The organism is Candidatus Dormiibacterota bacterium (genome assembly GCA_035544955.1).
Classification (GTDB): Bacteria; Chloroflexota; Dormibacteria; order CF-121; family CF-121; genus CF-13.
In genome coordinates this window covers 175,084-198,412 of the sequence record DASZZN010000029.1, presented here as the reverse complement: position 1 = coordinate 198,412, position 23,329 = coordinate 175,084, and the positions used below count along the sequence as shown (strand labels likewise).

The window sequence follows — 23,329 nt, the reverse complement described above, 5'->3', positions numbered from 1 at the left end:
GGAAAGGGAGTTGGGATGGCAGATCTGAGCGGGATGCGATTTGCGGAGACCCACGAATGGGTCAAGAAAGATGGCGACACGGCGACGGTAGGGATCAGCGAATATGCCCAGTCGCAACTCGGCGATGTCATCTATCTCGAGCTGCCGGCGGTTGGCCAGCAGCTCGATGCCGGCGCCCGGCTTGGTGTGATCGAATCGGTAAAGGCGGCCTCCGACCTGTACAGTCCGGTTGGCGGCGAGGTGACGGAGATCAACCAGGAACTGAAGGATCACCCCGAGCTCGTCAACCAGGACCCCTACGGCAAGGGCTGGATCATCAAGCTCCGTGCCGTGAAGGACAATCCCAAGCTGCTCGACGAGAAGGCCTACGACGCGCTCGTGCAAGGCCAATCCCACTAGTGACCTACCTCCCGAACGCTGAGGCCGAGCGCGCCGAAATGCTGAAAGCGCTCGAGCTGGACGGCGTCGACGGCTTGTTCAAGCACCTGCCCGAGGCGCTGCGGCTTGATCGCGTCGAGCTCCCCGACCCGCTCTCCGAGGTGGAGCTCGTGCAGTACATTCGCGAGCTCGGCCGCCTGAATGCGCGAATCGCACCATCACATAGCTTTCTTGGTGCGGGGGCATCGCGTCGCTTCAGTCCCGCGATCGTCAATCAGGTCATCTCGCGGCCCGACTTCTATACGACCTACACGCCCTACCAGGCTGAGGCCAGCCAGGGCACGCTGCAGGCGACCTACGAATTTCAGAGCATGATCACGCTCCTCACCGGCCTGGATGTGTCCAACGCCTCGCTCTACGATGGAGCTACGGCCCTGGCCGAAGCGACCGGCATGGCGGTGGCGCACACGAACCGCCACAATGTCGTCGTCGCCGGCGCGCTCCACCCCGAGTACGCGCAGGTCCTCAAGACCTACTCGGAGGCGCAGCAGTATGAGATCCTCCGGGTCCCGCCGGGGGCCGACGGACGGATCGACCTCGCCAAGTTGGAACAGGCCGTCACCGGCACAACCGCCGCGGTCATCCTGCAGCAACCGAACTTCTACGGTGTGCTGGAAGACCCGCAACCCATCAGCGACCTCGCTCACCGAGCGGGCGCGCTGCTGATCGCCTGCGTCGATCCGATCTCACTCGGGATCCTCGCACCGCCCGCCGAGTACGGCGCCGACCTCGCGGTGGGGGACGGACAACCGCTGGGGATTCCCCTGTCGTTCGGCGGACCCTACGTCGGCTTCATCGCCTGCACTGAAGCGTTGATGCGCCGCATGCCCGGGCGGCTGGTGGGCGCGACGGTCGATGCGGAGGGCCGCCGTGGCTACGTGCTGACGCTCCAGGCCCGCGAGCAACACATCCGGCGCGAGCATGCCACCTCCAACATCACAACCAATCATGCGCTGATGGCGATAGCCGCCACCGTCTACCTCGCTCACATGGGAGGCGAGGGCCTCAAACAGCTCGCCGAGCTCAGCGCGCAGCGCGCTCATCACCTGGCGGCGCAGTTGGTGGAACGAAAGGGGTACCGGCTGGCCTTCGAGGGCCCGTTTCTGTGGGAGTTCGTGATGCGCACTCCGTATCCGGCCGAGCAGACCCAAGCCTTCATGCTCGAGCGTGGCGTCCTGCCGGGCTTGCCGCTCGGGCGATTCTTCCCTGAGCTGTCGGATGCGTTGCTGATCTCGGTCACCGAGCTCAACCATCCGCGCGCGATCGACCGGTTCCTCGAGGCGCTGGCGTGAGCGAGCCCCTGCTTTTCGAGCTGGGCCGCCCGGACCGTCCGAGCCCGCAACTGCCCGCCGCCGGCGTCAAGACGCGACCGATCGATGAGCTGGTGCCCTCTGCTCTGCGGCGTGAGTCGCCACTCCCGATCGCATCGCTGAGCGAGCCGGAGGTTGCCCGGCATTTCGGCCGCCTCGGCCTTCTCAACTTCAACCTGCACCAGGGACTCTATCCCCTGGGCTCCTGCACGATGAAGTACAACCCCGCCGTCAACGAGGCCCTCGCTCGCCTGGATGACTTTGCCGACCTTCACCCCTATCACCCACCGGCGCGCGCCCAGGGGGCCCTTCGGCTGATGTGGGAGCTGGAGCGTGCCCTGTTGGCGCTGACCGCGATGGACCGCATGAGCCTGCAGCCGGCTGCCGGCGCACATGGCGAGTGGACCGGACTGCGCATGATCCAGGCGTACCATCTCAGCCGCGGCGAAACGCGCGATGAGGTCCTGGTCCCGGACAGCGCCCACGGCACCAACCCGGCGAGCGCCACCCTCTCGCGCCTGAAGACCGTGACCGTCAAGTCGGGCGCCGATGGGCTGGTCGACCTGGAGGATTTCAAGAGCAAGATTTCGACGCGGGCGGCGGCCGTCATGCTGACGAATCCGAACACCGTCGGCCTCTTCGAGAAGGACATCATGGAGATCGCCCGGCTCTCGCACGAGCATGGCGTGCAGCTCTACTACGACGGAGCCAATCTCAACGCCCTTGTCGGCATCGCCCGCCCGGGCGACATGGGCTTCGACGTCGTCCACCTCAACCTGCACAAGACCTTCTCCACTCCGCACGGCGGCGGCGGCCCGGGCGCCGGACCGGTTGGCGTGAAGTCCCATCTCGTGCCCTTCCTGCCGATCCCAACCGTGGAGCGGACCGATGAAGGCTTCCGCTTCGAGTACGAGCGGCCACAGTCGATTGGAAAGGTCCGGTCCTTCTATGGCAACTTCGGCATGCTGCTTCGCGCCTATGCCTACATCCGCACCTACGGCAACACCATCAACGAGGTGGCGCAGAACGCCGTGCTCAACGCCAGTTACCTGCGCCATCACCTGCGCCGCTCATTCGACGACGCGTTCGGTGGGCCGTCGTTGCACGAGTTTGTACTGACGGCGAAGAAGGCGAAGGCGCAGGGCGTGTCGGCGAAAGATATCGCCAAGCGCTTGATCGATCTCGGCTTCCACCCCCCGACGGTCTACTTTCCGCTGATCGTTCCGGAGGCGCTCATGATCGAGCCGACGGAAACCGAGTCCAAGGCCACGCTCGATGAGTTCGTCGCCGCGGTCGAGCAGATCGTCGCTGAGATTGCGAAGGATCCCGAGATCGTCAAGACCGCGCCGCACAACGCCCCGGTGGGGCGCCTCGACGAAGTCCGTGCCGCGCGCCAGCTCGACCTGCGCTGGCGGCCGCCGGTCGAAAAGCCGGCTCCGGTGGTAGCCTCCTGACTGGCGGCGCTCCCTCCGGAGCGCGGCCTCAGCCCACGGTCCCATAGCCCGACTTTTGGTGCCAAAAAAGGTCAATTTTGGCCCCCTCATTGGGTATAATTTGAATACGCGATTTGCTGAATCCTAAAGAAAAAACGACGCCTGTCTATGACGCCAAGGCCATCCAGGTTCTGGAGGGTTTGGAGCCGGTCAGACGCCGTCCCGGAATGTACATCGGGTCCACCGATAACCGGGGTCTGCACCACCTCATCTACGAGATCGTGGACAACTCCATCGACGAGGCCCTGGCGGGCTTCTGCACCCGGATCGAGGTAACCCTTCACCAGGACGGTTCGGCGTCGGTCGCCGACAACGGCCGAGGCATCCCTGTCGACATCATGAAAGACCAGGGCAAGCCGGCACTCGAGGTGGTCATGACCAAGCTCCACGCCGGCGGAAAGTTCGGTGGCGGCGGCTACAAGGTCTCGGGCGGCCTGCACGGCGTGGGCCTTTCGGTGGTCAACGCGCTCTCCGAGCGGCTGCAGGTCACCGTCATGCGCCACGGTAAACAGCACTACCAGGAATACCGGCGAGGTGCGCCCATTGCACCGTTGAAGGTGGTCGGCAAAGCCGATACCACCGGCACCTACATCCGGTTCTGGCCCGATCCCGAGGTCTTCGAAGAGCTCGGCTTCCATTGGGACATCGTCTCGCACCGCTTGCGCGAGCTGGCCTTCCTCAACAAGGGCCTGACCATCCTGTTGCGCGACGAGCGCATCGACCTGGACTACACATTCTATTTCGAAGGCGGTATCAGCGCCTTCGTGAAATATCTCAACCGCGACAAGGGATGGGTCAACCTGCGGCCGCTGCACGTCGAGCGCGAGATCGAAGACAACACGGTCGAGATCGCGCTGCAGTACAACCAGGGCTTTACGGAGAACGTCCTTGCGTTTGCCAACGACATCAACACGGTCGAGGGTGGCAGCCACGTCACCGGCTTCCGTTCGGCGCTGACGTCCGTGCTGAACAAGTACGCGCGCAAGGCGAACATGATGCGCGAGCAGGATCCCAACCTCACCGGCGACGACGTGCGCGAGGGCTTGACCGCGGTGATCAGCGTCAAGGTGCGCGAACCGCAGTTCGAAGGTCAAACCAAGACCAAGCTAGGCAACTCCGAAGTCCGCGGCCAGGTCGAGACGGTCTTCTCCGACGCCTTTACGCAGTACCTCGAGGAGAACCCGCCGGACGCGCGGCGCATCATCGAGAAGTGCCTGGTGGCCGCCCGCGCCCGTGACGCGGCGAAGCGTGCGCGCGAGTTGGTGCAGCGCAAGTCGCTGCTCGAATCGTCGACCCTACCGGGCAAACTGGCCGATTGTTCCGAACGTGACCCGAGCCTCAGCGAGATCTACCTCGTGGAGGGCGATTCCGCCGGTGGCTCGGCGAAGGGCGCCCGCGACCGTCGCTTCCAGGCGATCCTCCCGCTGCGCGGCAAGATCCTCAACGTCGAGAAGGCTCGTGAGGACAAGATCCTCACCTCCGAACAGATCCGCAACCTCATCACCGCGCTCGGTACGGGGGTGGGGGAGAAATTTGATATTACAAAGCTCAGGTATCATCATGTGATAGTAATGACGGATGCTGACGTCGATGGTTCTCACATCCGCACGTTGTTGTTGACCTTCTTCTTCCGCTACATGCCGCAGGTGATCACCGGGAGATATCTTTACATCGCGCAGCCACCGCTCTACAAGATCACCCGCGGAAAAGAGATCAGCTACGCCTATACCGACGAGCAAAAGAATCGGAAGCTGGCGCAGATGACCGGAAAGCCCGAAGTCGCTCGCTACAAGGGTCTCGGGGAGATGAACCCTGAGCAGCTCTGGGAAACCACCATGAACCCGCAGAACCGCATGCTGCTTCGGGTCGAGATCGAAGATGCCGTCGAGGCGGATAAGATCTTCGACGTCCTGATGGGCAACGACGTCGATCCCCGCAAGCGATTCATCCAGACGCACGCCAAGACCGTGCGCAACCTGGACATCTAGTCGCTCCGAGCCCCGGGTCCCCGATGAAAATCGCGCTCGATGCGATGGGTGGTGATTTCGCTCCTGACCAGGTGGTGGCAGGCGGCGTGCAGGCGCACCGCGAGCTCGGGGTCGAGGTGATCTTCGTCGGCGTTAAGGAGAAGGTTGATGCCGCCCTCGCCGCGTCCGGCGCCGGGAAATGGGCGCAGATTGAGGATGCGCCCGAGGTGATCGCCATGGACGAGCATCCGGCGCAAGCGGTGCGCAGCAAGAAAGCATCCTCCATTGTCCGCGGCATCCAGATGGTCGAGGACGGACGGGCCGGTGGCTTCGTCAGCGCAGGGAACAGCGGCGCGGTGATGGCCGCTGCGCTCTTTGGACTTCACCGGATTCCCGGCATCGATCGCCCCGCGATCGGCTCCATCATTCCGACGGCGACGGAACAGAACTGCTTTCTGCTGGACGTCGGAGCCAACACCGATGCCAAGCCAGAGCACCTCGTCCAGTACGCGCTCATGGGGAGCATCTACGCCGAGAAGCTGATGGGTCTCAAGACTCCACGGGTGGCGTTGCTCAGCAACGGCGAGGAGGCCGGCAAGGGCAACCAGCTGGTGCAGGCGACCGAACCACTGCTCCGGGCGCTCAAAGGAATCAATTTCATCGGCAACATCGAAGGCAAGGACATCTTCAAAGGAAAGGCCGATGTCGTGGTCACGGACGGCTTCAGCGGCAACATCCTGATCAAGACCGCCGAGGGTGCCGCCGAGTTCGTCTTCCAGAGCGTGCGAGACGCGGTGAAGGGCGACCCGGTCGCGACCCTCGGTGGGCTGCTGATTCGCCCCAAGCTGCGGGCCGTCCGCCGGCGCGCCGATTGGCGCGAGTTCGGCGGGGCTGTCCTCCTGGGCGTCAACGGGGTGGCGGTGATCGCGCACGGCCGCTCGGATGCCCGCGCCACCTACAATGCGGTCCGCGTGGCCCGCGACGCCGTCGACCGCCAGGTGGTTCCGACCATCACCGCGGCGGTGCCGTCGATCGCGGGGCCGCAAAAATCCGCGCCTAAAAGCGCCCCTCTCGTAACATGAGTCCATGGCAGGGAATGGGGTGCGGGGCAATGGCGCGCGGCCTGAGCATCGAGTCGTGGTGACCGGCATGGGGGTTCTTGCACCGAACGGCAATAACCTGGTCGAGTTCTGGGACAGCCTGATCGAAGGACGGTCTGGACTGGGGATCGCGACCACCTTCGACGTCTCCGACCTGCCGGTTAAGACGGTGGCCGAGCTCAAGAACTTCGATCCCCGCAAGTACATGGACTTCAAGGAAGCCAAGCGGATGGCACGCTTCAGCCAGGTGGGGGTTGCCGCCGCGAAAATGGCCATCGACCAGTCTGGTCTCGAGTTGGCGAAAGAGGACCGGACCCGCATCGGCTGCGAGCTGGGCACCGGGATCGGCGGCTTCAAGGAGATCTCGGAGGAGATCGAAGCCTTCGCGCTGCGCGGGGACCGCGGCCCGGACCGGATCTCGCCCTTCTTCGTGCCCCGCGTGATCCCGAACATGGCCTCCTGCCAGATCGCGATCCAGTTCGGGCTCGAAGGCCCAAACAACACCGACACCACGGCCTGTGCCGCGTCGACCCAGGCGCTGGGCAACGCCTATCGCGTGCTGCAGCGCGGCGACGCCGACGTGATGCTGGCGGGTGGCGCGGAGGCGAACTTGTGCCGCTTCGGGCTCGCCTCGTTTGCGGCGATGAAAGTCCTCTCGACCTATTCGGAGGACCCCACCAAGGCGAGCCGGCCGTTCGACGCGCATCGTGACGGCTTCGTCCCCGGTGAGGGGGCCGGCATGCTGGTCTTGGAGACCCTGGAACATGCCGAGGGCCGAAACGCCGAGATCTACGGTGAGATCATCGGCTTTGCCGTCACCGACGATGCCTTTCACATCGTGATGCCCGAAGAGGATGGGGACGGTCCCGCGCGGGCCATGGCGAAGGCGTTGGAGGATGCGCACATCGGCCCGGAGGACGTCGACTACATCAATGCTCACGGCACCTCGACGCAGCTCAATGACAAGTCCGAGACCGCCGCGATCAAGCGGGTGATGGGAGACCGGGCCCGGCGGATTCCGATCTCGAGCACGAAGTCGATGATCGGCCACCTGCTTGGGGCTGCTGGCGCCGTCGAGGCGATTGCCTCGATCCTCAGCATCAACCACGGCATCGTGCACCCCACCATCAACCTCGAACACCCGGACCCGGACTGCGATCTCGACTACGTACCCAATGAGCCGCGCCGCCTGGAGATCGAGGTCGCGATGTCGAACTCGTTCGGCTTTGGCGGCCAGAATGCTTGTATCGTCCTCAAGCGTTTTGACGATAATTAAGCACCCACTTCTGCGCCGAGAGGTCTAAATGGAACCACTAAATATCGGTACTGTCTTGCCGCTGCAGCTCGAGAACGAGATGCGCTCGAGCTACATGGACTACGCGATGAGCGTCATCGTCAGCCGGGCGCTGCCGGACGCACGCGACGGGCTCAAGCCCGTCCATCGCCGGATCCTCTACGCGATGCAGGAGCAGGGCATGACCCCTGGCGCCCGCTATCAGAAGTGCGCCGCCATCATCGGCGAAGTCCTCAAGCATTACCACCCGCATGGCGACATGTCCGTCTACGACAGCCTGGTGCGAATGGCGCAGGACTTCTCGCTGCGCTACCCGCTGGTCGACGGCCAGGGCAACTTCGGCTCGATCGACGGTGACTCGGCGGCCGCCTATCGGTACACCGAGGCCCGGCTCGCCCCGATCGCCGCCGAATTGCTGGTCGACCTCGAGAAGGACACCGTCGACTTCGGCGACAACTATTCGGCGACCCGGCAGGAGCCGCTCGTCCTGCCCGCCCGGTTGCCGAACCTGATGCTCAACGGCTCATCGGGCATCGCGGTCGGTATGACGACCAACATTCCGCCGCACAACCTTGGCGAGGTCTGCGACGCCGAGATCTATCTCATCGACCATCCGGACGCGACCACCGAGGACCTGATGAAGCTGGTCAAGGGGCCCGACTTTCCGACCGGCGGGATCATCATCGGCCGCGAGGGGATCGCTGCCGCCTACGGCACCGGTCACGGTCGCCTGATCGTGCGGGCGCGCCACACCTTCGAAGAGGCCAAGAACGGTCGCGAGCGGATCATCATCACCGAGATCCCCTACATGGTCAACAAGGCCACCCTGGTCGCGCGCATCGCGGAGCTGGTCGGCGAGCGGAAGCTGGAAGGTATCGCCGACCTCAACGACGAATCCGACCGTCAGGGCATGCGGATCGTCATCGAGCTGAAGAAGGATGCTCGCGCGCTGACCGTCCTCAACAACCTCTATAAGCACACCGCGCTGCAGACCACCTTCGGGGTGATTTCGCTGGCGCTGGTGGACGGCCGGCCGCTGGTGCTCAACCTCAAGGCCCTGCTTCAGCATCACGTCGACCATCGCCGTGACGTCATCACCCGCCGGACCCGCTACGAGCTCGAACGCGCGCGGGACCGGGCCCACCTCCTCGAAGGCCTCAAGATCGCCCTCGACAACCTCGATGCCGTGATCAAGACGATCCGCGAGTCGCAGGACGAGAAGACCGCGCAGGAACATCTGCAGGAGCGGTTCAAGCTCTCCGAGCGGCAATCGAAGGCCATCATCGACATGCGGCTGGGCCGCCTGACCCGCCTCGAGCGCAACAAGGTCATGGAAGAGTACGAGGAGGTCATCAAGCGAATCGCCTACCTCGAAGACCTCCTTCAGCACGAAGCGAAAATCATGATGCTGATCAAGGACGATCTGGCCGAGCTCAAGAAGAAGTACGGCGATACTCGCCGGACGACGCTCGACTTCCAGGGGTCGGTCGAGCTCAACGAAGAAGACCTGGTTCCAAAGGAAGACGTCGTCGTCACGCTTACCCACCGCGGCTACGTCAAGCGCGTACCGGCCACGACCTACCGGCCGCAACGTCGCGGCGGCAAAGGCATCCTCGGGGCGGCCCGCGTCGAGTCCGACTTCGTGGAGCATCTGGCGATTGCCTCCACGCACTCCGACATGCTCTTCTTCACGAACCACGGCTCGGTCTTCCGGCTGCGGGTTCATGAGATCCCCGATGTCAACCGGCAGGCCAAGGGGTTGCCGGCGGCAAACCTGATCGATATCGACCCCAAGGACAAGATCACGGCCGTGATCGGGATCACCGACTGGGCGGAAGACCGGTACCTCGTGATGGTGACCAAGCAAGGCACCATCAAGAAGACGCCGGCCCGCCTCTACAGCCAGGTGCGGCGCAATGGCCTGATCGCCATCAACCTGACCGAGGGTGATGAGCTGAACTGGGTCAAGCTCAGCTCGGGTGGGGATGAGCTCATCATCGCGACCACCGACGGCAAGGCGGTGCGCTTCAGCGAGAAGCAGGTTCGGCCAATGGGCCGGGACACCACCGGGGTGCGGGGCATTACCTTGCGCAAGGACGCGCTCGTGGCCGGTTTCGACATCGTGCGCAAAGACGCCCACCTCCTGGTCGTCTCGGCAAGGGGTTACGGCAAGCTCACCCCGCTGGCCGAGTACCCGGCGCATTCCCGCGGCGGGCAGGGCGTCTACACCATGGCCGTCACCGATCGCACCGGTCCTCTGGTCGGGATGCGCGTGGTTGTCAATCCCGAGGAGGAACAGCTGATCGTCATCTCCGAAGGCGGCCAGGTGATTCGCACGCCGATCGAGAACATCCGCGTGGCCGGAAGGCAGACGCAAGGCGTCATCATCATGCGGCTCGATGAAGGCGATACCGTCGCCACCATTGCCGGCGTGGGCGGCACGGAGGAGGCCGAAGAGTAACGCTTGCAGCGATCGCCGTCGCCCTGGCCGCCATCGGCCTGGTGTTGCTCATCTACGCGGTCGTCTCCGTGTGGCGCGCCTATCGCCGGACGTCGAGGCGCGCCGCCGAGCTTTCCGCCTACGCGCTGGAGGAAGCGACGGAGCTAGAGCGATTGACGGCCCAGCTCAACGAGCACGGCTTTGCCCTGGAGCACACGGCCTCAGAGCTGTTCCCCAAGCTCGAAACGCTGTCCGCGTTCCTGGGTCAGCCGCTGGTGGCGGTGACCATCCCCTGGCTGCTTCGCCGAGCGATGGGGCGGCCCTACCGGCGCCGCTGACCTATTCGGCGACGACGCGGTCCTTGCCGGTGCGCTTCGCGGTCAGCAGGTTCTCGTCGGCCCGCTTGAAGAAGGAAAAGGCGTTGTCCTCCTCGGGGCGGTAGGCGGTGACGCCGGCGCTGACCGTGAGGGTCAGGGGGGGAACGCCGTGGGCCTCGTCGGCGTACGGGCTGTTGCGGATTTCCGTAAGGACGCGCTCGGCGACCCCCCGCGCCGTATCGAGGTCGCCCTCCGGGACGATGATGCAGAACTCGTCGCCGCCATAGCGGACGACGACGTTCGCCTTGCGGCTGTGGCGCTGGATCAGATCGGCGAGGTGACGAAGCACGCGGTCGCCCACGGGATGGCCGTAGTTGTCGTTGATGACCTTGAAGTTGTCCAGGTCGAGCACGATCAGCGACAGGTGGGCTTTGCTGCGCGAGGCCCGGCTCAGCTCGCGCTGCAGGCTCTCCTGGAAGAAGCGGTAGTTGTAGAGGCCGGTGAGGCTGTCTGTGAGCGCCTGCTCCTCGCTGGCGACCAACCGCTCGAGCATGACCAGGCTGTTGACGGCCTGCGCCGCGAGCATCGACAGCAGATGGAGGTCCGACTCCGGGTCTCGGCTGGCGTCGGTGGCATAAATGCCGAGCGTGCCGCGAAGGCGGTCCTGCTGGAGGAGTGGCGTGATCGTGATTGAGCCCTGTACGTCATGCCGCCCCAGCAGGTGTTGCGTCCAGGGGCTTTGCGACGCGTCCGGGACGGACAGCGGCCGCTTCGACTGCAGTACGAAGTCCGACATCTCGACCAGCAGCCGGCGAAGGTCGCCGGTGCCATTCGGCTCCGGTCCGGTGTAGGCTTCTTCGCGCTGTCCTTGCTCGCCGGCGAGGAACAGGAGGGATGCCTGGCCACGGAGCAGCCGGGTCCCCAGGTTGAGGATCATGTCGCTCAGGACTTCGTAACTGAGATTGGTCATGATGCTGTCGAAGGCGCGCAGCACCGTGAGCTCGTCCTGGTGTTTGTAATTCTGTGCGACCACATGCTGCACCAGTGTGTGGACGAGGTTGGCCGCTTCCATGATTTGCGGCTGGGAAACGACCGGTACGGACTGCACCGCGCGCATCAGATTGTCCGGATGCACCGGGAGCGCGCGCGCCAGCTCGTAGACCGTCGCAAAGTCCGGCTTCGTAACGGCGAATGGCTCGCTGACCAGGCGCCCGAGCAGGTGGCGGCCGTCGCAGATGGGGATGATCAAGTGACCGATTTGTGCGCCGTCGTAGCGCAGCTGGGGCTCATCACCGTGGAGTGGCGCCGAGGCATTGGGTACCATTTCGCACCGCCCGAAGTTCTGCATGATCAGGCAGAAATCGTTCTGTGGCAGGCCCGGCGGAATCTGGTAGCCGTCTGTCGAGTCGGCAGCCAGCGATATGCCCGTCCGGGCCGAGAAGTTCTGCATCGCGGCCTTCGTCACATCGTGGTTGATGATGTAGGAAAGCCGGATGCTGGCGGTTTCAGCAGTCAATAAAGATCACAAGTCCTGGGGAAAGCCGCGACTTAGCCATTATAGCTTTGGCTCCCGTAACATCTTTGTACACGGTTATCGTCTAAACGGACATCCGCCGAACTGCCCTTGACAAAACTCTCTATCCCGACTTCGATAGTTTGAAGTCCCTACTGAGAAGGCAATGCACGACGTCCTTGTTCACTACCTCGAAGTCAACTTCCCCGAAATTGCGGAGCAGCTGGCGCACGCTCGTGCTCGCGATCCCAGCAATGAAGAGCGGGCGGCGGCTGCCGAACGGCTACGTGAGCTGATCCGCCGGCTCCGCCGCGGTACGGCCGAGTCCGGTGCGGCGTGGCACGAGCCGCGGGCGAGTGCTGCCGAGATGATTGCCGGCGTCAACGGCGAGCTGAGTCCTGACGAGCGCGAGGTGCTCGACCACTTCTTCGAGCTCTTCGCCCGCTCGATGGAGCGGACCCAGGCTGCGAAACGACCTGAGCCAACTGCCGCCGCGGAAGCTCCAGTCGAACCGGTCGCCGTTACACTGGCGGCTCCCGAGGCTGCCACCGAACCGTTCGCCGTTACAACCTCAGCTGTTGAGGCTCCCAGCGAAGCGCTCGCCGCACCGCCGGCTCCCGAGCCTTCGCCGGAACCAGCCCCAGCCGCCACCGCGGCACCACCACCCGAACCCCCGGCAGCGGCCGAACGCGAACCCGCCGTGGAACCCGCAGCACCTGAGCCGCCCACCCAGGCCGCGCCTCCCTCGGCCGAGTTGCCGGCTGCGCGTCTGGTACCCGAGCAGATGGCCGGCTACCTTCAGACCATCCTGCTGGCGGCGGCCCAGCAAGCCCTCGATCTCCTACAGGTGGACGCCAGTCAGGTGTACACGCTGGGCGAGCAGCGGCGGTTCGTTCTTCGCGCCGGCGTCCCGACGGAGTCGCTGGCGGCGCCAGAGGGCGTCGCCTCCATCAGCAGCGGTCTCCTGCGGAAAGCCCTCGAGCATAACGAGGTCTTCACCGTCGAGGACCTCGCGAACGAGGAACTGACCCCGGACGAGTCCGCCTGGGTGGACGCTGGCTACCGGGGGTTCGCCGCGATTGCCCTGTCGCCTCCGCTCGAGCGGCCGATCGGGGTGCTGGCGCTTCTGCGGCGCACTCCATGGCGGCTGGACCGGCGCGATGCAGTCCGGCTCGAGGACCTGGCGGTCGAAGCGGTGGCTGCGCTACGTGCACACAGCCTGGCGAGCAAAGTTGCGGAGGTCGCCGTCCTGCAGGAGCGGCTGAACCTGGCCCGCGAGATCCACGACGGGCTCGCCTCCGATCTGGCGGCGGTCGTCGCGCTCTTCAAGTACTACGAACAACGGCGGGAGCGCGATCCTCAGGATGCGAGCCAGTTGCTGCCGCAGCTCCGCTCGATGTCGGAGGAGATCCTGGCCGGTGCGCGCAACATCCTGCAGTCGCTGCGGCCTAAAACCATCCGTTCCGAGGGGTTGCTGGCCTCGCTGTTGAAGCTGGTGGACCAGTTCGGGCGGGTGAACCTGGTCGAAACCAATGTCAACATCCGCGGCGAGGAGAACGCCATCGCGGCGGAGCAGAAGGAAGTCATCTTCCAGGTACTCCGTGAGAGCCTCTCGAACGTTCGCAAGCACTCGCGAGCGCGCAACCTCTGGGTCGTTCTCGATCTATCATCGGCCCCCTGGGTCATGACAGTCCGCGACGACGGTCGCGGCTTTGACGTGCACCGGGTGGCCGAAGACCCCCGGAAAGTCGGCTCCTACGGGCTGGTGGGGATGCGCGAGCGGGCCGAGCTGATGGGCGGAACGCTCGAAATCGTCAGCCAAGCGCTGGAAGGCACCGTTGTGACGCTGATCGGCCCTGCGGACCGGGCCGAGTGAAGGAGCGTGTCCGCGTCCTGATCGCCGACGATCGGCCCATTTTCCGGGCAGGGGTCCAGGGCATGCTCCGCGACTTCCCCGAGATCGACATCGTGGGCGAGGCGATGACCGGGCGTCAGGCGGTCGAACGATCCCGTCGGCTGAAGCCGGACGTGATCCTCATGGACCTGAACATGCCGGAAATGGGCGGCATCGCCGCCACCCGTGCGATCAAAGAGGAGAACCCGGACCGGGTCGTGCTGGCGCTGACGATCTCCGAGGCGGAGGAGGACATCGTCGAGATGGTCGCCGCCGGTGCGTCCGGCTATGTCTTGAAGGATGTCGACCCGGCGAGCCTGGCCCGGAGCATCCAGGATGCCCACGCCGGCCACTTCCAGCTCGACGATCAGCTGACCCGTCGGGTGATCGTTCGGCTGGGCTCAACCCTGAAGAGATCGCGCCGGCCCCTGGCTGAACCGCTTACCGAACGGGAAACCCAGATCCTCCGGATGGTGGTTGTGGGGATGAGCAACAAGGCCATCGCCAATCGCCTTAGCCTGGGTGAGGGGACGATCAAGTCCCATCTGCGGAACATCTACCGCAAACTCCAGGTCCGAACCCGAGCCGAAGCGGCCGCCCAAGCGGTGCAATTGGATATCTAGGCGAACATTAGTTCGCTATCAATAGGGCAGGCCGCTGTCCGGGTGATAGATTTACTCGGCGCTTGGAGGGGGCTACTTTGGTGAATACCAAGGGAGTCCTCTGCGCGGCTTTCGGGGAATCTTGTACGTGGGGGTGGTCGATTTGAAGAAGCTTCTCGTCGTAGTTGTCGGCCTGCTTGGTGCCATCTTGGCCGGCGGCGCCAACATTAACGTTTAACGGCATTTGAACGAAAAAACCCGGGCAAGCCCGGGTTTTTTTGTTTCTGTCGGGTTCCTGGGACCTATTTGGTTATGTGATTAGATATCGAGGACCTGATGCCCAGGCCTAGGCCCGTTACTCTCTACGCGTTAGCTGTCGGCGCGTCTGGCGTGGGTCTTCTAGTCGTAACGACGGCCATTCAGGCACCGTATGATCTGGCCTCGCCGGCAGCCGGCGGACTGATGTCAACGGCCGTCATCCTGCTGTCACTAACCTTCCTTTCCTCGATCGCTCCCCTGAAAACGCGGCATGGCGCCGTATTGACGGTTGGCCTGGCGCCTCTTTTTGGCGCGCTGCTCGCCCTTCCGCCGTGGGCGGTGATGTTGGTGGCTGCGATCGGAACTCTGGATGAACGAATCCCCGGGCGAACCGTCTCGTGGACCCGTTTTGCTTTCTCGCGCGGAATGTTCAGCTTCGTGTACGGCATTCCTAGCCTCGTGTTTTACGGCTTGAACTTGCAGCACCCGCAGGCCACATGGGTGCTCGCTCTACCGTTGATGGTTCTCATGATCGTTGGGCTGAATGACGCTTTCGTGGCGGCATTCCTCTCTTTACTGCAGGGATCGAGCTTCTGGCGGACGGCCCGCAACGCGGTTGCTGGCAGTTGGTTGACCTACGTTGCTCTGCCCATCGTTGGCTACCTTATTTTCACGATCATGCAGGCGACCTCCATCGGCGGCAAGCTGGTCGTCTTCCTTCTCTACGGGCCGTTGCTCGTCTATCGAACAAGCTTGCAGAAACAGAACCGGCTAGATCAGTGGCTCCGCGACTCATTCATCATGCAGAGCCGCGTGGTTGACAAGCGTGATGGGCAGACATTTGGTCACTCTCAGAGAGTCGGAGAGCTCTGCGAGATGATCGCGCGCATGATGCACCTCAGTGAGGATGAATGCAACACCATTCGCGTTGGCGGCATCCTACATGACCTGGGCAAGATCGCCATTCCCGACTCGATCCTTCTGAAACCCGGGAAGCTCACCCCGGAGGAGTACGAGATCATCAAGACCCACCCGGTCGAGGGCGCTCAGATCCTGGCTGAGCACCCGGAGCAGAAAGACGTCTCTGAAATCGTCATGCACCACCACGAGCGCTGGGATGGCGCCGGATATCCCGATGGCCTCAAAGGTGAGGCGATTCCATTGGGCTCCCGGATCGTAAATGCTTGTGACGCCTTTGACACGATCACCCAAGCCAGAGTTTTCCGGCCAACCGTGAAGACACCTGCTGAGGCCATCCGCGAACTCAGGCAGTTAGCTGGGACATGGTATGACCCGGCCGTAATCACAGAGCTCGAGAAGATTGTTTCCGAGCGATGGGGACTTGACCTTCCGAACGCACCACGCCCGAAGCAGGAGCAAAACTACCGCGAGCTGCTGACCATTGTCGCCTTCAGGCGGCTGTGGCTCGGCCAGGCGGTGTCCTATTTCGGAGACATGATGAATACAACCGGGCTCGCGATCATGCTGTTCTTGGTCAGCCGGTCAGCTTCAGTGGTTGCTCTCGGCCTTATCGCGAAAGCTGTGCCGACCATTCTCTTCGGGCTCTTGGCAGGTTCGATCGTCGATCGGTTCAATCGACAGCGATTAATGATCGTCTCTGACATTGTCCGGGCCATCCTCACCGTTACGATCCCCTTTCTGGCCCTGCACTGGTTGCCGGGCGTTTTCATTTGTGTCTTCTTGGTGGCAACAGCTAGCGCCGTCTTCAATCCGGCTAAGCAAACGATCATTCCCAATCTTGTGCCGCCGGACCTGCTGGTTAGGGCGAACAGCCTGGTATTTTCCTCCGAGCGTGCCATGGAGCTGCTTGGATACGCAACAGCAGGACTGATCGCGGCGGCGATCAGTTGGACACTCTTATTCCTTATCGATGCGGGCACCTACCTCTTTTCCGCGATCACCCTGCTGGGCATTCCGGATGTTCTCCGAAACACCCAGAAGGCTGCGCCGCACATTGTCCAAGACGTGGCCGACGGAATGAGGTTCATCGTAAGGAGTCGTATCTTGCGGTCCACGATGGCGATGACGGCCATGGTTGCACTCTTCGCTGGCATGACGTTCCCCACGCTGGTGGTCCTCGCCTACGGCGCGCTCGATGCCGGTCCCTTCGGATACGGGCTCCTCGAGGCGGTAATCGGGGCCGGCGCAGTCATTGGCGCACTCGCCGCGCCCCAACTCATGAGCCGATACAGGGCAGGCATCCTGATCCTCGTCGGCGTCGCGGGGTGCGGCGTTTCGTATGCGCTTACCGGCCTGCTTCGGAGCTTGCCGTTCGCAATCGCATTCCTATTTCTATGCGGGTTGGCGAGCACGGTCTATTTCGTCCCTCTCATCTCGGTGATTCAGCGCGAGGCTCCGGACTACATTAGGGGGCGGGTGATGTCAAGCCGCTTCCTTCTAGCGCAGGCTGGCCTGCTTGGCGGCATGGCAATGGCGGGTCCGCTTACCGACCGTTTAGGGGCGCCGCTTGTGTTTGTTGCGGCGGGGCTGCTGCTCGCGTGCGCCGGCGTTGTGGGGTTCGCCTTCCGAGACTTGCGAGAAGCCACCTTCCGCAAGGAGCCCGCTCAACAACCACTCAAGGCTACCGCCTCCGGCTAGGCAGTGTTCCTGTTCTTTGCGGTCATAGCCGCAGCGCTGGCCATCGCTGTCCTGATTGGCGGTGACGTCCGGCGGCTGAGCCAGGTGCGCATCCGGCACATCGAATTACTCCTGGCGGCGTTTGCGGTCAAGGTCGTCGTGGCGCTGCTCGGGACCGCTCACACAGAGATGGCCGTCACCGTTGCCCGTCCGCTGAACGTGATCGGGGCCGTCCTGCTGGTGGCGGTGGTTTGGTTCAACCGGCAGATCCCCGGCGCCCTCCTTTTCGGGACCGGGTTGACACTCAATCTGATCGTGATCGTTGCCTTCGGCGGCCGCATGCCGGTGCTGTTGCCTCACGACGCCGACCCGAACTCAGCCGCATTGGCCTTACTGAAAGGCGGCCTCGACCCGCTGCACATCGCCCTGGATCACCCGCAGGGCCTCTGGTTCATCGGCGACATCTTGACCATTCCGAGCATCGGCGGCCACTCGTCGCTGGTCAGTATTGGCGACCTCCTGATGGCGGCCGGTGTCGCCTGGCTCATCATCCGGTGCAGCCAGCGCGCACCTGAGCTCCAGCCGGTGTATGGCTCGAGCCCGTCCCCGTAGCCCACGCGCCTCGTTTGGCGCATGCCGGGGCTCGAATTCCTCGTTTGAACAGTGGATAATGCCGCGATGATCCAGCGACGCCGGGTCGATGAGCTGTGGCGGAGCCGAGACTTCCGCGCCCTGATCTTCCTTGGTGTCCTGGGGACCCTGATCCTGATCCTTGCCTTCGCCATCCGGGGCATCCTGGGACCCTTCATCCTCGCCGGAATCCTGGCGATGCTGCTAAACCCCGTGGTGAACGCGGCCGAGCGGCGTCGCGTGCCCCGGCTCGCGGCCGTGATTGCACTCTACGGCATCATTGCCGCAGTCCTGGCCGCCGCGGTGTTCTTCCTCGTCCCCATCGTGAGCCAGGAGTTCACCGCGCTCGTCGCCCAGGGTCCGGCGATCGCCAGCTACGTCCAGGACCTCGCCGCCAAGGACCACGTCGTGTCCATCCTGGGCGTCCCGATTGACCTGCGGCAGTCGTACAACGATGCCGTCCGCAATCTGCCGGCGTTACTGGCGGGCCACCTCTCCTCGGTCGTCGAAAACGTCTTCATGCTGCTCAACTGGATCTTCCAGACGATCCTGGTGCTGCTGGTGGCGTTCTTCCTGGTGAAGGACGCCCACGCCATCCGGCGGTTCTTCCGAGACCTCGTGCCCCAGGGTTACCGAACCGACGCCCATGATGTCGCCGCCGACATCTACCGCATGCTTGGTGCCTACATGCGCGGCCAGTTGATCATCTGCGCCCTGATCGGCGTCGTGACCGGGATTGCCCTCTGGATAGTTGGCATTCCCTATTCACTCGCGCTCGGGATCGTCGCCGGCGTGACCGCCTTCATCCCGTTCATCGGGCCATTTCTCGGCGCCCTCCCCGCGGTGGCCGTCGCCGCGTTCGTCACGCACTCCTCGGGCAAGGTCGTGGTTGTATTGATCCTCTACTTCGTCATCTCGAACGTCGTGTACAACTTCATTTCCCCGAAGGTGTTCGGCGACGCCGTCCACCTGAGCCCGATGCTGATCATCATCGCGTTCGTAGTGGGGGGCTACCTTGGAGGGATCCTCGGGCTCTTCGTCGCGGTTCCGGTCGCCGCCACCCTGCGCATTCTCTTCATCTACGCTCACGAACGCATCTACGCCTGAGCGACCGCCGTCGTGAAGCTGGCCCTGATGTCCGATATCCATAGCAACCTCGAGGCTCTGGACGCCGTCCTCGAGGCGCTGCCCGACGTCGATCGGATCATCGTGTTGGGCGACATCGTCGGCTACGGCCCGGAGCCGAACGAGGTGATCGAGCGCCTGCAGTCGGTGGAGGCCCGTGCCGTTCGTGGCAATCACGACCAGGCCATGCTGGATCCCAGCATGCTCGAGCAGTTCAACCCGCACGCGGCCGCCGCCGCCCGCTGGACGCGAGACGTCCTGACGCCCGACAGCCTCGACTTCCTGGACGGACTGCCCTTCTACGGTCGGATCGGCCGCCATCGGGTCGTCCACGGCAGCCCCCGCAAACCGTACATCTGGGAATATATCCTCGACGAGCTTCAGGCGCTGGAGATCCTCAACCGCCTGGGGGAACGGTATTGCTTCTTCGGGCATACCCACCTGCCGCGGATCTTCACGGAAAGCGGCGAGCAGATCCCCGAGGGGGCAGACTGGATCGAGCTACCGCCCTCGGCGCTCGTCAACCCGGGCAGCGTCGGGCAGCCGCGTGATGGCAACCCGGATGCGGCCTTCGCGGTCGTTGACCTCAGCAGGCCGGCCGTCCTCTTTGGGCGGGTGCCCTACGACGTCGAGACCACCCAGGCCAAGATCCTGCGGGCCGGGTTGCCCGCGGTGGAGGCTGCTCGGCTGGCGCTCGGCCACTAGGACATAGAATGGGTCTTCCTTCATGAAGCTCGTCATCGTCGGCTGCGGCCGCGTGGGCGCCATGGCGGCCCTCGCCCTCTCCAAGGCCGGCCACCAGGTCACCGTGATCGATAGCAACCGGCACGCGTTCGACCGGCTCGGCAGCGATTTCGCCGGCGAGATGGTGCTCGGCAATGGGATCGACGAAGATGTGCTCCGCCAGGCGGGAATCGAGTCGGCAGACGGGTTTGCCTCGCTGACCAACGGCGACAACCGCAACATCATGGCCGCCCAAATCGCCCGCGAGATCTTCAAAGTGCCCCGCGTGATCACCCGCATCTACGACCCGATGCGGGAGGATGTCTACCGCGAGCTCGGTTTGAATACACTCTGCCCCACGCTTACCGGGGCAAGGCAGATCCATGCGATGCTGAAGGGGTGAGCCAGCCATGTACGTGATCGTGGTCGGCGGTGGAAAGGTTGGCTACTACCTGAGCAAGCACCTGCTCGAGCGCGGTTACGAGGTCACGCTGATCGAGAAGGACCCCCGCCGGGCCGAGGTGCTCAATTCGACGCTCGGTGAGATCGTGATGGTCGGCGACGGCGACGAGATGTCGTTCCTCGCCACGACCGGCATGGAACGGGCCGACGTCGTGGTCGCCGTCACCGGCGACGATGAGGACAACCTGGTGACCTGCCAGCTGGCGAAGCGGAAGTTCAACGTCCCGAAGACGGTCGCCCGGGTGAACAATCCCGCAAACGTCCGGATCTTCAAGACGCTCGGCGTCGATGTGGCGCTCAGCGCGACCGAGGTCCTCCTGGACCTGATCGAGTCGGAGCTGGCCAACAAGGAGACGGCCAGCCGCTCAGCGCCCTAAAAGAAAAAGAGCCGGTGCATCACCGGCTGTTCAATTCGTTTAACGCTGCGTTACGCTTTGCCGATCTTGTAGATCTTCGTGCCGCAGGTCGGGCAGGTTCCCGTGGTAGCCGGTTTCCCGTTCTTCATCGTGATGTGGACTGGGTCCTTGATGTCGACCTTCTTCTTGCACTTCAGGCAATATCCGGTAACGGCCATGACACTCTCCTTTGCTGGCTACTGAACGCCCCGAGGCGCCCCCAAAATCGGCCTGATGATAGCACAACGCCCGAATTCGATTCGTATTCAAAAAAATCGCGAAAATGTGGCCCGGTCAACTTCGCGCCGCGTAGCGCGAGAAGATCACGCTCGCGTTGTGACCGCCAAGCCCGAAAGAGTTCGACAGCGCGACGCCGATATCGGCTCGGCGCGCCTGCATCGGAACGTAGTCGAGGTCACACTCGGGATCGGGCGTCTGCAAGTTGATCGTTGGCGCGATCACCTGGTCGCGGATGGTCAGCGCCAGCACCACCGCCTCGACTGCGCCCGAGGCGCCCATCATGTGGCCGGTCATCGACTTGGTGCTGCTGACCGCGAGCTTGTCGGCGTGCTTCCCGAAGACGCGGTGGATGGCGTCGGTCTCGAATTTGTCGTTCATCGGAGTCCCGGTGCCGTGCGCGTTGATGTAGTCGACCCGCTCGGGCTCGATCTCGGCCTTGCGCAAAGCCCGTTGCATGGTCAGCACGGCGCCTTCGCCTTCTGCCGGCGCCGCCATGTCGAAGGCGTCGTTGCTGGAGCCGTAGCCGATCACCTCCGCGTAGATTCGCGCTCCGCGCTGGCGGGCGTGTTCCAGCTCCTCGAGTAGCAGGGCCCCTGCACCCTCCGAGATCACGAAGCCGTTGCGTTCCTTGTCGAACGGGCGGGATGCCTGGGTGGGATCCTCATGCTGGGCCAGGGCCCGCATCGCGCAGAACCCCGCGTATACGACGGGAACGAGGACGGCTTCTGCGCCCCCGGTCATGATCGCGTCGGCATCGCCGCGGCGGATGGTCTCGAACGCCTCTCCTACGGCGCCGCTGCCGGTAGCGCAGGCCGAAACCACCGCCATGTTTGGGCCACGCAGGCCGAGCGCGATCGCGATATGCCCGGAAGCCGTGTCGGTCAGCATGTTCTGAATGAAGGTGGGGCTGACCCTCTTGAGCCCGCGCTCCTGGAGGATGCGTTGCTGTTCGAGGAAGACGCCAAGCCCGCCCGCGGCGCTGCCGAAGATCACCCCGACGTCGTCGAGCAGGCCGTTCTTCGTCATCCCGGCATCGGCGAATGCCTCCTGGGCGGCGACCAGTCCGAGCTGCGCATAGCGGTCCATGCGCCGCAGCTCCTTGGGCTCGATCCGGCCGGTCGCGTCGAAGCCCTTCACCTCGCCCGCGATCTGCACCGGAAACTCGCTCGCGTCGAAGAGGGTGATCTTCCCCACGCCGGACTGGCCTTCCAGCATCGCGGCCCACGTACTGGGCGCATCGAGACCGACGGGCGTCACGGCCCCCACCCCGGTCACGACGACGCGTTTCATCCCGATGGGGAGGGGGTGACGACGCGCGCGACCTCGCGGTCGTTGAGGGTAACGACGTGAGAGTCCTGGCTGATGCGCCGGATCAACCCGGAGAGCACCTGGCCGGGCCCGATCTCGAGGAATTCCGCGCTGCCGCGGGCGACCATCTCGACGACCGACGCCGTCCACTGGACCGGCTTCAAGATGTGGTCGGCAAGCTCCTTGCGGATGTCGTCGGCGCTGGTCAGGATCTGTCCGGTGATATTGGCCACGACTGGAATCCGCGGCTGACGGAGCGGCAGCCGGGCGACGATCTCGCCGAATTGGGCGGCGGCCCGGGCCATCAGCGGTGAGTGCGATGCGATGCTGATCGGCAGCCGGACCACCCGCGAGGCGCCCCGAGCGCGGGCGAGTTCGGTGGCGCGATCGAGCGCTGCGCTCTCGCCGGAGAGCACGATCTGCCCGGGGGAGTTGGCGTTGGCGACGGTGATGATCCCCACGGCGCCCGCCTCGGCGACGACGGCTTCGATCACATCTCGATCGAGTCCCAGGACGGCGAGCATCCCGCCTGGCCGCTCGGTGCCGTTCTCTTTCATCAACCGGCCGCGCTCACGCACCAGCCGCAGCGCACTGTCGAAATCGATGACGTCCGCTGCGACCAGCGCGGTGAACTCGCCCAGGCTATGGCCGGCGACGTACTGGGGGGCGACCACCTGACCCAGGGCCTGCCACCGCTCGCGCAGCACATTGAGGCAGGCGATGCTCACGGTGAGGATCGCGGGCTGAGCGTTGATGGTGTCGTTGAGGTCCTGCTCGGGTCCCTCGAAGCACATGCGGGTCAGCCCGAAGCCAAGGGTCTCGTCCGCCCGCCGGAAGACGTGGCGCGCGGTCTCGGAAACGTCGAAGAGGGCCTTGCCCATCCCCACGTACTGCGAACCCTGCCCCGGGAAAACGAAGGCCACCGGGCCGGCACCATACGGGACGGCGGTCGGGAGGTTTTGCGTCAGGCGACGGACACCTTCCCCTTGACGTAATTCCAGGCCTCGCCGACGGTGCGAAGCTTCTGGGCGTCCTCGTCGGAGATCTCCATGCCGTACTCCTCCTCGAAGGCCATGATCAGCTCGACCAGGTCCAGCGAGTCGGCCGACAGGTCATCGGTGAAGGACGCTTCCGGGGTCACCTTCTCGACGTCGACGCCAAGCTGCTCTGCGATGATGCCGCGGAACTTGTCGAAATTCGCTTCAGCCATCCTTCCCTCCTG

The 23,329-nt window shown here is 64.1% G+C and carries 21 protein-coding genes; 16 read left to right on the top strand and 5 right to left on the bottom strand.

From position 1 onward, the window contains the following. Positions 1-15: 15 nt before the first annotated feature. The 8 genes from gcvH (at position 16) to VHK65_10470 (ending at position 10,380) form a co-directional block, all read left to right on the top strand. Positions 16-399, top strand: a complete 384-nt coding sequence (gene gcvH / locus VHK65_10505) for a glycine cleavage system protein GcvH (protein ID HVS06579.1) — start codon at positions 16-18, stop codon at positions 397-399. Continuing rightward, positions 399-1,730, top strand: a complete 1,332-nt coding sequence (gcvPA, locus tag VHK65_10500) for an aminomethyl-transferring glycine dehydrogenase subunit GcvPA (protein ID HVS06578.1) — start codon at positions 399-401, stop codon at positions 1,728-1,730. Before gcvH ends, gcvPA begins: the two co-directional genes overlap by 1 nt. Further along, the gene (gene gcvPB, locus VHK65_10495) at positions 1,727-3,202 is read left to right on the top strand and encodes an aminomethyl-transferring glycine dehydrogenase subunit GcvPB (GenBank protein ID HVS06577.1); all 1,476 of its coding nucleotides are present in this window, start codon (positions 1,727-1,729) and stop codon (positions 3,200-3,202) included. The genes gcvPA and gcvPB overlap by 4 nt, the downstream gene beginning before the upstream one ends. 113 nt (positions 3,203-3,315) lie before the next feature. Beyond that, positions 3,316-5,229, top strand: coding sequence for a DNA topoisomerase (ATP-hydrolyzing) subunit B (gene gyrB, locus VHK65_10490; GenBank protein ID HVS06576.1), 1,914 nt, complete (start codon positions 3,316-3,318; stop codon positions 5,227-5,229). A gap of 23 nt (positions 5,230-5,252) precedes the next feature. Further along, entirely contained in the window at positions 5,253-6,290 is a 1,038-nt protein-coding gene (gene plsX, locus VHK65_10485; GenBank protein HVS06575.1) for a phosphate acyltransferase PlsX, read from the top strand. Between the two features lie 4 nt (positions 6,291-6,294). Continuing rightward, positions 6,295-7,584, top strand: a complete 1,290-nt coding sequence (gene fabF, locus VHK65_10480) for a beta-ketoacyl-ACP synthase II (protein ID HVS06574.1) — start codon at positions 6,295-6,297, stop codon at positions 7,582-7,584. A gap of 55 nt (positions 7,585-7,639) precedes the next feature. After that, complete coding sequence (gene gyrA, locus VHK65_10475; protein ID HVS06573.1) at positions 7,640-10,063, top strand: DNA gyrase subunit A; 2,424 nt, start codon at positions 7,640-7,642, stop codon at positions 10,061-10,063. Positions 10,064-10,104: 41 nt separating this feature from the next. Then, positions 10,105-10,380, top strand: a complete 276-nt coding sequence (locus tag VHK65_10470; GenBank protein ID HVS06572.1) for a hypothetical protein — start codon at positions 10,105-10,107, stop codon at positions 10,378-10,380. Position 10,381: 1 nt separating this feature from the next. Here VHK65_10470 and VHK65_10465 read toward each other — a convergent pair whose 3' ends face one another. Further along, positions 10,382-11,875 carry a diguanylate cyclase gene (locus VHK65_10465; GenBank protein ID HVS06571.1) on the bottom strand — a complete coding sequence of 498 codons (1,494 nt, stop codon included), beginning with the start codon at positions 11,873-11,875 and terminating at the stop codon, positions 10,382-10,384. 163 nt (positions 11,876-12,038) lie between these two features. On the opposite strand from VHK65_10465, the gene VHK65_10460 reads away from it, so the two are divergent. The 8 genes from VHK65_10460 (at position 12,039) to VHK65_10425 (ending at position 20,541) form a co-directional block, all read left to right on the top strand. Then, positions 12,039-13,748, top strand: a complete 1,710-nt coding sequence (locus tag VHK65_10460; GenBank protein HVS06570.1) for a GAF domain-containing sensor histidine kinase — start codon at positions 12,039-12,041, stop codon at positions 13,746-13,748. Beyond that, positions 13,745-14,389 (top strand): response regulator transcription factor, encoded by a 645-nt coding sequence (locus VHK65_10455; protein HVS06569.1) that lies wholly within the window; start codon positions 13,745-13,747, stop codon positions 14,387-14,389. Before VHK65_10460 ends, VHK65_10455 begins: the two co-directional genes overlap by 4 nt. Positions 14,390-14,908: 519 nt before the next feature. Further along, positions 14,909-17,245, top strand: coding sequence for an MFS transporter (locus VHK65_10450; GenBank protein ID HVS06568.1), 2,337 nt, complete (start codon positions 14,909-14,911; stop codon positions 17,243-17,245). A gap of 3 nt (positions 17,246-17,248) precedes the next feature. Further along, complete coding sequence (locus tag VHK65_10445) at positions 17,249-17,836, top strand: DUF5317 family protein (GenBank protein HVS06567.1); 588 nt, start codon at positions 17,249-17,251, stop codon at positions 17,834-17,836. Between the two features lie 66 nt (positions 17,837-17,902). Further along, positions 17,903-18,961, top strand: coding sequence for an AI-2E family transporter (locus tag VHK65_10440; GenBank protein HVS06566.1), 1,059 nt, complete (start codon positions 17,903-17,905; stop codon positions 18,959-18,961). Positions 18,962-18,973: 12 nt separating this feature from the next. Further along, entirely contained in the window at positions 18,974-19,684 is a 711-nt protein-coding gene (locus VHK65_10435; GenBank protein HVS06565.1) for a metallophosphoesterase family protein, read from the top strand. Positions 19,685-19,706: 22 nt separating this feature from the next. Continuing rightward, on the top strand, positions 19,707-20,105 hold the full coding sequence (locus VHK65_10430; protein HVS06564.1) for a TrkA family potassium uptake protein: 399 nt from the start codon (positions 19,707-19,709) through the stop codon (positions 20,103-20,105). 7 nt (positions 20,106-20,112) lie between these two features. Then, on the top strand, positions 20,113-20,541 hold the full coding sequence (locus VHK65_10425; protein HVS06563.1) for a TrkA family potassium uptake protein: 429 nt from the start codon (positions 20,113-20,115) through the stop codon (positions 20,539-20,541). A 50-nt stretch (positions 20,542-20,591) separates the two neighbouring features. Here VHK65_10425 and VHK65_10420 read toward each other — a convergent pair whose 3' ends face one another. The 4 genes from VHK65_10420 to acpP form a co-directional block, all read right to left on the bottom strand. Then, positions 20,592-20,738 carry a DUF5679 domain-containing protein gene (locus VHK65_10420; GenBank protein HVS06562.1) on the bottom strand — a complete coding sequence of 49 codons (147 nt, stop codon included), beginning with the start codon at positions 20,736-20,738 and terminating at the stop codon, positions 20,592-20,594. Positions 20,739-20,853: 115 nt separating this feature from the next. Then, positions 20,854-22,095 carry a beta-ketoacyl-ACP synthase II gene (fabF, locus tag VHK65_10415; GenBank protein HVS06561.1) on the bottom strand — a complete coding sequence of 414 codons (1,242 nt, stop codon included), beginning with the start codon at positions 22,093-22,095 and terminating at the stop codon, positions 20,854-20,856. Beyond that, positions 22,086-23,030: an ACP S-malonyltransferase gene (gene fabD / locus VHK65_10410; GenBank protein ID HVS06560.1), complete on the bottom strand. Its 945-nt coding sequence runs from the start codon at positions 23,028-23,030 to the stop codon at positions 22,086-22,088. The genes fabF (VHK65_10415) and fabD overlap by 10 nt, the downstream gene beginning before the upstream one ends. A gap of 41 nt (positions 23,031-23,071) precedes the next feature. Beyond that, a complete protein-coding gene (gene acpP / locus VHK65_10405; GenBank protein HVS06559.1) occupies positions 23,072-23,317 on the bottom strand; it encodes an acyl carrier protein in 246 nt (81 codons plus the stop codon). Positions 23,318-23,329 lie beyond the last annotated feature (12 nt).